Source organism: Bradyrhizobium sp. CCBAU 25360 (assembly GCF_028128695.1).
Classification (GTDB): domain Bacteria; phylum Pseudomonadota; class Alphaproteobacteria; order Rhizobiales; family Xanthobacteraceae; genus Bradyrhizobium; species Bradyrhizobium ottawaense.
Genome location: NZ_LBJA01000041.1, coordinates 387291 through 399929 on the forward strand (window position 1 = coordinate 387291; position 12639 = coordinate 399929).

Genomic DNA, 12639 nt, shown 5'->3' on the forward strand with positions numbered 1-12639 from the left:
GTTGCTATTCCGCGGCATCGCGCGGCGGCATCTTCCAGGCGCCGGCGGCGGGCCGCTTCAGCCCGAGATTTTCGCGCAGCGTCTTGCCGCGATAGTCTTTCTGGAACAGGCCCCGGCGTTGCAGCTCCGGGACGACATGCTGCACGAAATCGGCGTAGGAGCCGGGCACATAGGTCGCCGCGATGACAAAGCCGTCGCAGCCGCGCTCGACAAACATTTCCTCGAGCCTGTCCGCGATCTCCTTGGGGCCGCCGACCATGGCGTCCTGCACCTGGCCGCGGCCGGAGAAGGTGACGAAGTCGCGCGCGCTCGGATTGCTCTTGCCGGAATTCTTCAGCACGCCGTCGCGGATGCCCAGAATGCCCTGCATGCTCTTCAGCTCGTCAGTGGTCAGCGGCTCATCGAGATCCTTGGAGGCGAAGTCGTAGTTGAGTGCTTCGGCAAGCAGCGACAGCGCGTCGATCTGGAGCGGCAGCTTGTTGATCAGCGCCATCTTGTCCTCGGCCTCGGCCTTGGTCGCCGCGCAGACCGGCGTCGTCAGATTGCAGAGGAACATCTGGTCGGGATCGCGGCCGGCCTTGGCGGCCTCGTTGCGCACGGCCGCGTAGCCGTCCTTGGCGCCCTGAAGATTGCGCGCGGCGGTGAAGATCACCTCGCCCCATCGCCCGGCAAAGCGCTGGCCACGGCCGGATGCGCCGGCCTGGATGATCACGGGGTGGCCCTGCTGCGAGCGCGGCACGGTGAACGGCCCGCGTGACCTGAACGCCGCGCCCGTGTGGTCGAGCCGCTTCACCTTGGTCGGATCGGCAAAGCGGCCGGTCTTCTTGTCCATGATCAACGCGCCGTCTTCCCATGTGTCCCAATGGCCAAGCACCACCTCCATGAATTCGTCGGCCTTGTCGTAGCGGGAATCATGTTCGGGATGGGAGTCGCGCCCCATGTTGAGGGCTTCACCGTCATTGAGCGAGGTCACGACGTTCCAGCCGGCGCGTCCGCCGGACATGAGGTCGAGCGTTGCGAAGCGGCGGGCGACGTCGAACGGCTCGTAATAGGTGGTCGAGCAGGTTGCTCCCAGCCCGAGCCTCTCAGTGACCATGCCCATCGTGGTCAGCACGATCAGCGGATCCATCTTCACGCAGCGGATGCCGTATTCGACGGTATGGGCGTGGTCGTTGCCGTAGCGGTCCGGCATCGCCAGGCGGTCGTCGAAGAAGGCCATGTGGAACTTGCCGGCTTCGAGAATCCTGCCGATCTCCTGATAGTAGTCCGCCGACATCGAATCGTCGCGCGAATCCGGATGCCGCCAGGAGCTCGGCAGGTTGGTGCAGTTCTGCGCCTGGAGGAAGCCGACCAGGACCATCTGTCGATTCATGCTGCTGTTCTCCCGATGCCGTCAGGCCAGATCGAGGACGGTGTCGAGCCGGTATTCCCGCGCCAGCGCGCGCAGCTTTTCCCAGGTGGCATCCTCGATCTCGATGCCGTCGCGCAGACGCTGCTGCTCGCGCAGGCCCTCGATCTCGCCGGGATAGTAGACGCCATTGCTGCCCTCGGACGGCGGCGTCGATTTCAGATAGCGCGCGAACTCGGCGACCTCGCGTTTGAACTCCTGCAGCGGGCGGAATGCGGCGACATTGAACACCGCCATGAAGCATCCGTCATTGTGCCGCCCCGTAGGCTCGACGCCGAAGCCGAGGCCGGTGAGCAGGCCGCACAGCACCTCGACCATGGCGGCGAGGCCGCTGCCTTTGTAGCCCTCGGTGCCGCCGAGCGGCAGCAGCGCGCCGCCCTTGCGGTATTGGGTCGGATCGGTGGTGTGCCGTCCCTCGGCATCGATGATCCAGCCCGTCGGAATCTCCTCGCCGCGCGCGACCGCGAGCTGGATCTTGCCGGCTGCGACAGCTGAAGTCGCCATATCCAGATAGAACGGCGCATCGAGATCGGACGGCACCGCGATCGAGATCGGGTTGGTGCCGAGCCGCGCCTCCTTGCCTCCAAACGGGGCGACGTGTTTCGGCGAGCGGCCGGAATCCGCCGTGGCAATCCCGATCATGCCTGCGCGCATCGCCATCAGGGGGTAGGCGGCGAGGCGGCCGACATGGCTTTGCCGGAACACGGTGCAGGCAGCGACATTCGCCGTCCTGCCTTTCTCGATCGTCAGCGCCATCGCCTTGGCGTTGACGTGGAAGCCAAAGCCCCAATGGCCGTCGATCACGGTCGTGGTCGGCGATTCCTGGACGACGGTCCATTTGGCGCCGGGAACGATGTGGCCGGCCTTGATGCGGTCGAGATAGGTGGGAACGGCGATCACGCCGTGGGAATCATGGCCGGCGAGATTGGCGTTGACGCAGCCGATCGCGACGGCGTCGGCTTCTTCCTCGGAGGCTCCGGCGGCGCGGAGCAGGGCAGCGCTGACGCGCGTGAGGCGATCGGCCGTGACGATCGGCATGGCGTTCCCCGGGGTCTTTGCCCTTGGCGGGCACTGATTGTTGGAGGCCATCGTCTCAAAGCGCGGCTGTGATATCAATCTCCCGTAAACCAATACAGGGCTGCAAATTCGTAAAGAGGTCGCGCCTCTTGCTGAGGATTCGTCCCGTGCGGCGGTATTTTCGATAGTTTACCCCCGGTCGTTCGCAGCTCGTTCACTTTGATCGATTGTTTGCAGCGCGCAATAACGACCACTTAGGCGATGGCCCCTCATAAAGGTACCCGGGAGAAATAGGCAGAAATGCCCGGGAGCTGAGATCGTGCCGACGACACTCGCGCGCACCTTTGCGGCGTTGAGCGCCATCAACGAAGCGATTCTCTATGCGAAATCGCCGGACGAGCTGTACCAGAAGGTCTGCGACGCCGGGTTTTCGAGCGGGGATTTCTTGGCTGTCGCCGTGTTTCTGGTCGGACCGGACGACCGGCGACTCCATTTTGCGGCCGGCTGTGGCGACGACGTTGCGCGGCTGCGCTCGATCGAGATCACGACGGTTGCCGGCACACCCGAAGGCTCGGGCGTCGGCGGCGAGGCATTTCGAGATCAGAAGCTGTGCGTCAGCAACGATTATCTGAACGACCCCCGTTCGCTGGCGTGGCGCGCGGGTGCCGCTTCGGCCGCCATTGGCGCGGCTGCGGCGCTGCCGCTGCTCTGCAACGGCAAGAGTGTCGGCGTGCTCTACGTGACCCGCCGCGAAGCCGGCTCGCTGAACGAGCAGATGGTGTCGCTGTTCGGGCGCATGTCGGCCAACATTTCCTATGCGCTGGACAATTTCGCGCGCGAAACCGCGCGGCAGACCAGCGAACGGGCGACGCGGCGACTCAACCGCATGTTCGGCGCCATCAGCGCCACCAACGAAGCCATCCTGCGCGCCAAAACCGAGCAGGAGCTTTATCAGCTCGTGTGTGACGCCTCGGTTCACGGGGGCAAATCGCTGGCGACCATCGTGTTGCTCCGCGAACCGGATTCGCATTGGATGAGTCCGGTCGCGTCCACCGGCCAGAACCTCGCACTGATCACCCAGGCGCGCTATTCGATCGATCCGGAGAATCCCTACGGCAAGGGAATATCCGGCGAGGTGTTCCGGACGCAGAAGGCCATCGTCGAGGACGATCTCGCCAGCCGCACCAGAGGCTCGCCGTGGGAGCAGGCCAACGTCAACACTGGCGTTGCCGCCTGCGTGGTCGCGCCGCTGATCAGGCACGGTGAAAGTGTCGGCGTGCTCTTGTTCTTCATCAGCCGCTCCTGGGCCAAGGACGAGGAGATCGTCGCGCTCCTGCTGCGTATGGCGGAGAACGTCTCGTTCGCGATCGATAATTTTGGCCGCGAGTCCGAGAAGGCCAAAATCGCCGCCGAAGAGGAACGGCTGGCACGCATGTATGCGGCGCTAAGCGCCACCAACGAGGCGATCCTGCGGGCGCGGTCGCGCGCCGATCTGTTCGACCTCGTTTGCGAGGCGACGGCGAAGGGCGCCAAGTTCACTTCGGCCAACATCGCACTGGTCGACCCTCACGCCGGGCTGCTGCGCGTCGTCGCCTGTTACGGACCTAACGCCGATCAGGTTCGCAACTTCAAATTCTCGATCTCCGAGGAGGTGCCGGAAGGGCGCGGATTGACCGGCATCGCGTTCCGCACGCGCCAGCCCGCCGTCAGCAACGACGTGCTCGCCGACGAGCGCATCGCGCCGTGGCACGCCAGTGCCCGCCGCAACGGGATCGCGTCCTCCGCGGCGTTGCCGCTCTTCAACGGCGACCGTGTCGAAGGCGTGTTCCTGTTCAACTCTCCGGAGTGCGGCACGTTCACACCCGAATTCGTCGAATTGCTGCGCAAGCTCCAGGCCAACGTCGCCTTCGCACTGGAAGGCTTCGATCGCGCCGAGGAGAAGGCGCAGGTGGACAAGCAGCGCAATCGCCTGAGCGGAATGTTCGAAGCGCTCAGCGCAACCAATGAAGCGATCATGCGCGCCAAGACGCGCGAGGACCTGTTCGAGGCCGCGTGCCAGGCAGCTATTCTCGGCGACGTGTTCGCGTCGGCAACGATCGGGATCATCGACGCGGAAAACGAGCTCGTTCGCGTCGTCGCGGTGAAGGGGCGACTGCAGCAGCAAATGGTTGGACGGACCTGCAGCATTTCCGTCGACCATCCCGAAGGCGAGGGGATCATCGGCACCTCGCTCCGGACTCGCCGGCCCAGCGTCATGAACGACTATCTGAACGAGCCGCGGTCGGCATACTGGCGGGCGAAGGCGATCGAGGACGGAACGCGGGCCGCCGCCAGCTTCCCGCTTCTAAAGGCGGGCCAGGAGCCGATCGGCATCCTGCTTTTCCTCGCGCCCGAGGAGGACACATTCACGCCCGATCTGGTCGAACTGCTCGGGCGCCTTGCCGAAAACGTGTCCTTCGCGCTCGACAATTTCGACCGCGCCGAGGAGAAGGTCCGGACCGATGCCCAGAAGGAGCGCCTGACGCGCATGTTCGCGGCTCTGAGCGCGACCAACGAAGCGATCATGCGGGCGAAGTCGCGCGCCGAGCTGTTCGAGCTCGTCTGCCTTGCCGCGTCGAACGGCGCCAAGTTCACCTCGACCACGATCGCGCTGGCCAGGGCCGACAGCGACCAGCTGGAGATCGTGGCGAGCGCCGGGCCGTCTTCCGACACCACGCGCAACGTTCGCCTCTCCATCGACCCCGAGCGTCCCGAAGGACGCGGGATGAGCGGCACGGCGTTCCGCACGCGCCAGCCCTGCATCAGCAACGATTATCTCAACGACGATCGCGTCAGCGCATTCCACGCCGTTGTCCGCGGCGACGGGGCGCGGTCGGGCGCGGCATTTCCGCTCATCGTGCACGACCAGGCCGTCGGCGTCATGATCTACATGTCGACCGAGCCGGCTACCTTCACGGTCGAGTTCGTCGAGCTGTTGCAGCGTCTGGCCGACAACGTATCCTTTGCGATGGAGAATTTCGATCGCGCCGACGAGAAGAACGAGGCGGACGAGCGGATCGAGTACCTCGCCTCGCATGACAGCCTGACCGACCTTCCGAATCGCGAGACCTTCAACGGGCTCTTGCGCGAGGCGATCGAAACGGCGGAGCGCCACGATTACCGTTTCGCGGTGCTGTTCATCGATCTCGACCGCTTCAAGGTCATCAACGATTCGCTCGGCCATGAGGCCGGCGACCTGCTCCTGCTCGAAGTGGCAAATCGCTTGCGCGGCGCGCTGCGGGAAAGCGACGTCGTGGCGCGCCTCGGCGGCGACGAGTTCGTGGTGATCCTCGACCAGTGCGGCGAGATCGACGACGTCCAGCGCATCGCGACCGGGCTGCTCGCTGCACTCGCCGAGCCCATGGAGCTGGCCGGACACGAGTGCCACACCACGGCCTCGATCGGTATCGCGATGTATCCGGCCAACGGCTCCGATGCGCAGACCCTGACCAAGAACGCCGACATGGCGATGTATCTCGCCAAGGAGGACGGCAAGAACGGCTACCGCTTCTTCTCCAAGGAAGTGACGACGCAGTCGATCGAGCGGCTGTCGCTGGAGAGCGCGCTGCGCCGCGCGCTGGAGCGCGAGCAGTTCTCGCTGAATTACCAGCCCAAGGTCGACGTGGCGACCGGCCAGATCACCGGCGTGGAAGCGCTGCTGCGCTGGGCGCATCCCGATCTCGGCAACATCTCGCCGGCTCAGTTCATCCCGCTTGCGGAGGAGACCGGCCTGATCGTGCCGATCGGCCGCTGGGTGCTGAGGGAAGCCTGCGCGCAGGCCATGGCCTGGCAGCGCCGCGGCCTGTTGCCGTTGTCGATGGCGGTCAACCTGTCGCCGCGGCAGTTCGCCGACGAGCATCTGTTGCAGGACGTCGACGAGGCGCTGGCGGCCAGCGGCATGTCGCCGGTGCTGCTCCAGCTCGAGGTCACCGAGAGCATGATGATGCGCAATGTCGGCCGCGCGCTCAAGGTGCTCGATGCCATCCAGAGCCGCGGCATCCGCCTCGCCATCGACGATTTCGGCACCGGCTATTCGTCGATGTCACTGATGAAGCACTTCCCGATCGACACGATCAAGATCGACCGCTCCTTCGTACGGGACCTGCCGCAGGATTCGGAAGACCAGGCGATCGCACAGGCCATCATCAGCATGGGCAAGGCGCTCGGCATGACCGTCGTCGCCGAAGGCGTCGAGAACGCCGAGCAGGAGGCGTTCCTGCGCACCCATGGCTGCGACGAGATGCAGGGCTTCCTGATTTCGAAGCCGCTGCCAGCCAAGCAGATGGCCGCGCTGTTGCGGCCGATGGTCCTGCCTATCGCGCCGCCGCTCCAGCCGGAGCCGGACGTTGCGGCCATGGAAGCTGCAGCGTCACGGCTGAAACGCGCTGTCGTCTGACGGCTGCGGGTGCAGCGCGCGGGCGTCGTGTTCCCCGCCCTCGGCCTTGCTCGGAAAATCCTGCGGTCCCGTCAGCGATGTCTGTTCGACGAACAGCGCGAGAATCGTGTGCGCGCCATCGGCGAAGCTCGCGCCCTCGTTCAAACCGAGTTCGGCGCACCATGCGCAGCTCATCGGCTCCCGGTCATCGAACACTGCCATCGCGGGTCCCCACCACCAGGCGGGCGCAGGCGAGCGCTCGTCCGCGGGCACAATGTGCCAGCGGGCAAACTCCTCCATCACGCGCTCGAACTCCAGGCGTGCGGCCTGATGCATTCGTTCCATGCTCCCAGGAATCCGCGACCGATGACGGGCCTTCGCGCCGAAATGATCGTGACCTGACGCTCGGAAAAATCGGCTCGCGCATTCGGACGAGCCAGGCATGCCGGCATCGTCGCCGGCAGCGAAGGCCCAGTCTAGCCGTTCACGCCACCGCTGAGCAAGGCGCGGGTGCCCCGATTGCCTAACGCGGTCTGAACGGATGCGCCTTCTGGTGCCAGGCCCAGGCGGTGCGGATGACCGTAGCCAGGTCGGAATGGCCAGGCACAAAGTTCAGCACCTTTCGCGCAGCGGAGGGATCCGCAACCAGATAGGTCGGATCGCCGGCGCGGCGCGGCTTGATGGTATGCGGCACCTCGCGGCCGGTCTCCTGCCTGATCGCGTTCAGGATCTCGCGCACGGAAAAGCCGGAGCCGGTGCCGAGATTGAAGCTGCCGCCGGCATGCCCCTCTTCCAGGAGCTTCAGGGCCGCGACATGCGCCGCGGCGAGGTCGGTGACGTGGATGTAGTCGCGGATCGCGGTTCCGTCGGGCGTGTCGTAGTCGTCGCCGAACACCGCGAAGTCGACATGGCCCTGCAGCGCCATCATGGCCCGGGGAATGAGATGGGTTTCATTGTCGCGCAGCTCGCCGATGCCGCCGGCCGGATCGGCGCCGCTGGCGTTGAAATAGCGCAGGCAGAACGCGCCGAAGCCGTAGGCCGAGCGGTAATCGGCGAGCATCCGCTCGATCATCCATTTTGACGCGCCATAGGGGTTGATCGGTACGCAGGGAAAGTCTTCCGGCAGCTCCTTGGAATCGGCATTGCCGTAGACGGCGCCGGTCGAGGAGAACACGATGCGATGGCAGCCTGCGTTGCGCATCGCCTGCAGCAGCGACAGCGTGCCCTGAACGTTGTTGATGTAGTATTTCTGCGGATCGGTCATGGACTCGCCGACCAGGCTGGCCGCCGCGAAATGCATCACCGCCGTGATTTTGTGGTCGGCGAAGGCGCGTGCCAGCGCCGTGCCGTCGAGCAGATCGCCCGTCACCAGGGGGCCGGCAACGAAGCTGCGATGACCTGTCGAGAGATTGTCATAAACGACGGGCTGATAGCCGGCGGCGGTCAATGCGCGGCAGGCATGCGAGCCAATGTAGCCCGCGCCCCCAGTGACGAGGACAGTCGGTCGGTCGGTCATATCGTCTTATGCTCTTCTCTTAGCGGAGTGGTCGGTTGCGGCTGAAGAGAAGATAGAGCGCGCGGGGGTTGGTGGTCAAATAGCGCCAGAACAGGCGGCGCGGCTCGAGCAAGGTGCGCCACGCCCATTCGAGTCCGACCTTCTGCATCCATTGCGGCGCGCGGGAACGGCTGCCCGACAAAAAGTTGAACAGGCCGCCTGATGTCTTGATAACGCCAACATTGGTGAGGTACGGCGTGAACTCTTCCACGAATGCCTGCTCGTTGGGCACGCCGAGCGCGACCCACAGATAGTCCGGCGCAAGCGCATTGATCTCCTCGACCTTGGCGCGCAGCGCCTCGCCTCGCAGATAGCCATGGCTGCGCCCGATGATCTTGAGGTCCGGATACAGCTTCTGGACGTTCTCGACGGCCACGATGTTTTCGGCCTCGCTGGCGCCGAACATGTAGAAGGTGCGGCCGACCGCCTCCGCCTTGCGCGCGACGACGTGGAACAGGTCCGTGGTCGCGACGCGCTCGGGCAGGGGAAACCAGGATTGCAGCCTCGAGGCCGCCACCAGCGGCTGGCCGTCGGCATTGATCAGGTCGGCGGCGCGGAACAGGCGCTCGGTCTGCGGTTCCGTCGAGCAGCGCGCCAGCACCTCGCCATTGGCCGAGGTCAGGAATAACGGGCGGCCGATGCGATTGTCGGGATCGGTCGCCTCGATCATGAAATCGGCGGTCGCTTCCAGATCGATCGCGGCCATGCGGAGCCCGCCGACGGTGATTCGCGGCACGTCGGCCGTTGCTGCCCGTCCGTCGAGGTTGACGCGACGCTCAAGCATATTGTCTGCCTCGCTGGCGCGTTTGGATTGCAGGGGTGAGCTCGTCCAGCACGACGCCGACGAGCTTGCGCTCGGCGCGGCCCAGCGCGGTCAGGATCTCTTCCAGGCTGTCGTTGATGTCGAGGCTGGTTGGCAGCACCGCCACCAGCGCGTCGGTGTCGTCGAGCAGCTTGCGGCCGCCGGCCGAGAGCGGCATCGCGGGGCCGTCGAGGATCACGAGGTCATAGCCGCCTGCGGCACGCGCCTGCGCAATCGCCTTGCGGATCGCGTCGGCAGCCTTGCCGGCATCACCCTCGCCGGCCGGCAGCACCGAAATGCCGTTGACCGTCTTGATCTCGCGTGCGGCCTTGCTGCCGATCGAGAGCCAGCCGAGCCTGCTCGGCTCGCTCTTGCCGGGGCGGCTGACCTTGTTCGAGAGCGCGCGGGCCTGATGGTCGGCATCGATCATCAGCACGCGGGCGCCGTCGCGCGCCGCCGCGAGCGCGAAATTCAGCGCGATCACGCTGCGTCCGGTGGTGTCGCCGGCGCCGACCAGCGCGATGACCGGCATCGTCTTGTCGCCGGCGCGCCGGGCCACGGCAGCTCGCATATCGCGCCAGGCGTTGAGCAGTTTCGTCAGGGGAAAGCCGGGCCGCAACGTCGGCCAGCCCAGCCGGGTGAGGTCGACGCCGCCGCCGGTGGCGAGAATGGCTCCGAGCGTGTGGATGACGTCGGCCTCCTGGAGGCGCGCGATCAGCGGCTTTTCGATCAGGGGCTTTTCGACCATCGCAGGCTGCAGCGATGGCGCGGCAAGTTCGGGCAGGGCCTGCGCCACTTCCTGAGGTCGCGAGACCTGCGGAGGCTGCGGAGCTTCCGGAGCCGGCAAAGCCTCGGGAGTGCGCGTTCTCTCCGGTGCCGGCTTGCGCTCACGGCGGGCCGGTGCGGGCGCCGGTGCGCCGACGAGCAGGAGTTCGACCGCGGCGAACCAGCTTGACGCCGCGAGCGCGCCGAAGACGAAGCCGATCATGGCGAACAGGCTCATGGCGGGCGGGAACGAGCGCCGCTGCGGCACCGTCGCTTCGCCGATGACGCGGGCCGCCGAGGTGTTCAGCGTCTCCTGCTCCTCGGTCTCGCGCGAGCGCTTGAGGAAGGATTGATAGACGTCGCGGCTGGCATCGGCCTCGCGCTCGAGTTCGCGGAGGCGGACGGCGGCCTGGCTGAGCTGCACGCTCTGCCGCTTCTGCGCTTCCATGGCCCGGTTCAGCGAGGCCTCATAGTCGCGGGCGCGCGTCAGATCGTTCTTGGCCGACTGGGCGAAGCGATCGATCTCCTCGCTGATGGTGCGCTTGAGATCCTCGACCTGCTTCTCGGTCTGGCGCAGCGCCGGATGCCGCGGCCCGAGCTCGCCGGCCTGCTCAGCATATTTCTTGCGGGCATCGGCATATTGCGCGCGCAAATTCGCGATCGTCGGCGATTGCAGCGCTTCCGGGATCGCGCCGGCATCGGCAGCGGTACGGCGGCTCGCCTCGATCTGGTCGAGCCGCGCCTGCGCATCCATCGTCGCCGCGCGGGCCGCGGAAAGCCGCTGGTTGCTGGCGGAAAGCTGCTGATCGCTGATCAGTGCATCCTGAGTGCCGACGAAATTGTTCTGGGCCTTGTAGGTCGCGAGCGCGGTCTCGGCGTTGCGCAGCCGCTCGCGCAGCTCCTTGAGGCGGCCGGAGAGATCGTTGGTGGCGCGCCGTGCGGCCGAAGCCTGTGAGTTGCGGGATTCGGTGAGGTAGGCATTGGTCAGCGTGTTGGCGAGCATCGCCGCTTTCGCCGGATCCGTCGACCAGACCTCGATGTCGACGATGAAGCTCTTCTCGGTCTTGCGGATCGTGATGTGCCGGTTCAGCGCCTCGAGCGCCGCAAGCTGCACTTCCTTGTTGTCCGCCGCGGAGGGAGCGCGGGGCTGCAGGCCGATCAGGCCGAGCAGTGACGACATCAGGCTCTGGCCGTCGCTGCCGCCGCCGAATTCCGCGTCCTTGTCGAGACCCGCCTGCTGGATCACCTTGAGCAGCACGCTGTTGGAGGTGATCAGCCGCGCCTGGCTCTCCACCACCATGGACATGCCGGAGACGTCCTGCGCGCGCGGCGTGAGCTCACGATCGACGAGCTGAAGCTCGCGCGGATCGACATAGAGCTGGGCGGTGGCGGTGTAGCGGGGCGTCAGGCTCTTGCCCACGGTAACGGCAAGAGTTGCGCCGAGCAGGGCAGCCGCGGCAATCGCGATCTTGCGTCGCCAGAGCAGATTGGCGAGTTCCAGCACGTTGAAGCCGGCCTGGGGCCGCTGTTGCGGCGACTCCGGTCCGGCCCGATCTATCGGCTGGTTATAGTCAAGCATGATCCCCAGCTTTCATTCCAACTGCCGCAGGCTGAGGGGCTACTCTTCGCTCTACGCCATGCACCCGGGATATAGGTGCCCAATCAACGCAACAGGGAAAATTAACCATACTCATTGAGGGACTATTCACCGAAATGGCAAACAAAGCGTTTAAGCGCATGCCACTCCGCAGTGCGTCCTCGTGACGCCAGCGATGCCGGGGCTCCCTTGAGATTAACAGTTCGTTACCGCGCACGGCTTGGCCGCGAGGCTCGGCTTGTTCTGCAATGAGCCGCGCGCGCGCCATGACAGTCAGCTCTTCCGCAGGATGACGTGATAGTCGCCGCGACGGACGTCGGTCCCACGCGAGAGCATGGTATTCAGCACGGCCGCGCCGGCGTCCACGAGCGCCGCGAACAGCGGCTTGCGCCGGCGCATCTCGGGATAGCGCGGACTTTCGACCTCGCGGCGGTAGATCATCTCAAGGCCGTTGGCAGCCGCGAAGGCTTCGAGCCGGGGCAGCGTCACCAGCGGATGGAAGAAGGTCGGGAATGGCGGCTCACCGGGCATGCCGGCATCCTTGATGCCGCGGATGTGCCGGTAGAACCAGACGTGAAACCAGTGCGGCGAGTATTTGGTGACGATTCCGGAGAGCGAGCGGGGATTGGGCGCGCCGATCAGGATCAGCCCGCCGCGCTTGAGCGCATCGCGGAAGTTCAGGAGCGCGGCGTCGACATGGGGCAGATGCTCGATCACGTTGTAGCAGATCACGAGATCGAAGGTCTCGCGTCCGAAGCGATAGGTCTGCACGTCGCCGAGGATCGCCTCATCTGCGTAGGTGTTGTTGCGGACCTGGTCCTCGTCGATGTCGACGACCGTGACCTTGCTGCGTCCAGGCAATTCCGGCGGCAGGACGCTGCACGAGCCGCCGCCGGCTTCATAGATGGCGAGCTGGCCTTGCGGCAGTTCACGGCGCAGCACGTCGTGAACGGCGAGCAGGCTGTCGCGGGCTTCGCCGGGGACGAGATCGTGAAGCGCCTGGACGGGGGCCGCGGCCGCGGGAATCTGGATCGCCGTGGCTGTCGCAAAATCGATCGTGGCTGGCTTGTTCATATTTTCT

At 65.7% G+C, this 12639-nt stretch carries 8 protein-coding genes; 1 reads left to right on the plus strand and 7 read right to left on the minus strand.

Features of this window, described 5'->3' with window-relative positions:
* Positions 1 to 4 precede the first annotated feature (4 nt).
* Both XH81_RS23450 and XH81_RS23455 read right to left on the minus strand, forming a co-directional pair.
* Positions 5 to 1372, minus strand: a complete 1368-nt coding sequence (locus XH81_RS23450) for an LLM class flavin-dependent oxidoreductase (protein WP_028140054.1) — start codon at positions 1370 to 1372, stop codon at positions 5 to 7.
* Between the two features lie 21 nt (positions 1373 to 1393).
* The gene (locus XH81_RS23455; protein WP_028140055.1) at positions 1394 to 2446 is read right to left on the minus strand and encodes an Ldh family oxidoreductase; all 1053 of its coding nucleotides are present in this window, start codon (positions 2444 to 2446) and stop codon (positions 1394 to 1396) included.
* A gap of 298 nt (positions 2447 to 2744) precedes the next feature.
* Here XH81_RS23455 and XH81_RS23460 point away from each other — a divergent pair, with 298 nt between their 5' ends.
* Positions 2745 to 6860 carry a bifunctional diguanylate cyclase/phosphodiesterase gene (locus XH81_RS23460; protein ID WP_028140056.1) on the plus strand — a complete coding sequence of 1372 codons (4116 nt, stop codon included), beginning with the start codon at positions 2745 to 2747 and terminating at the stop codon, positions 6858 to 6860.
* On the opposite strand, the gene XH81_RS23465 is transcribed toward XH81_RS23460, so the two are convergent.
* From XH81_RS23465 to XH81_RS23485, 5 genes are all read right to left on the minus strand, one after another.
* Positions 6834 to 7175, minus strand: a complete 342-nt coding sequence (locus XH81_RS23465; RefSeq protein ID WP_028140057.1) for a hypothetical protein — start codon at positions 7173 to 7175, stop codon at positions 6834 to 6836. The genes XH81_RS23460 and XH81_RS23465 overlap by 27 nt on opposite strands.
* 187 nt (positions 7176 to 7362) lie before the next feature.
* Positions 7363 to 8355, minus strand: a complete 993-nt coding sequence (gene galE, locus XH81_RS23470; protein WP_028140058.1) for a UDP-glucose 4-epimerase GalE — start codon at positions 8353 to 8355, stop codon at positions 7363 to 7365.
* 19 nt (positions 8356 to 8374) lie between these two features.
* Complete coding sequence (locus XH81_RS23475) at positions 8375 to 9178, minus strand: WecB/TagA/CpsF family glycosyltransferase (protein ID WP_028140059.1); 804 nt, start codon at positions 9176 to 9178, stop codon at positions 8375 to 8377.
* The gene (locus XH81_RS23480) at positions 9171 to 11540 is read right to left on the minus strand and encodes an exopolysaccharide transport family protein (protein ID WP_028140060.1); all 2370 of its coding nucleotides are present in this window, start codon (positions 11538 to 11540) and stop codon (positions 9171 to 9173) included. Before XH81_RS23480 ends, XH81_RS23475 begins: the two co-directional genes overlap by 8 nt.
* Positions 11541 to 11831: 291 nt before the next feature.
* Positions 11832 to 12632 carry a class I SAM-dependent methyltransferase gene (locus XH81_RS23485; RefSeq protein WP_028140061.1) on the minus strand — a complete coding sequence of 267 codons (801 nt, stop codon included), beginning with the start codon at positions 12630 to 12632 and terminating at the stop codon, positions 11832 to 11834.
* Positions 12633 to 12639: the final 7 nt, after the last annotated feature.

Coding starts and splice junctions, on each gene's coding strand:
- XH81_RS23450 (WP_028140054.1), bottom strand. CDS start 1,372: ATGAATCGACAGATGGTCCTGGTCGGCTTCCTCCAGGCGCAGAACTGC.
- XH81_RS23455 (WP_028140055.1), bottom strand. CDS start 2,446: ATGCCGATCGTCACGGCCGATCGCCTCACGCGCGTCAGCGCTGCCCTG.
- XH81_RS23465 (WP_028140057.1), bottom strand. CDS start 7,175: ATGCATCAGGCCGCACGCCTGGAGTTCGAGCGCGTGATGGAGGAGTTT.
- galE (WP_028140058.1), bottom strand. CDS start 8,355: ATGACCGACCGACCGACTGTCCTCGTCACTGGGGGCGCGGGCTACATT.
- XH81_RS23475 (WP_028140059.1), bottom strand. CDS start 9,178: ATGCTTGAGCGTCGCGTCAACCTCGACGGACGGGCAGCAACGGCCGAC.
- XH81_RS23480 (WP_028140060.1), bottom strand. CDS start 11,540: ATGCTTGACTATAACCAGCCGATAGATCGGGCCGGACCGGAGTCGCCG.
- XH81_RS23485 (WP_028140061.1), bottom strand. CDS start 12,632: ATGAACAAGCCAGCCACGATCGATTTTGCGACAGCCACGGCGATCCAG.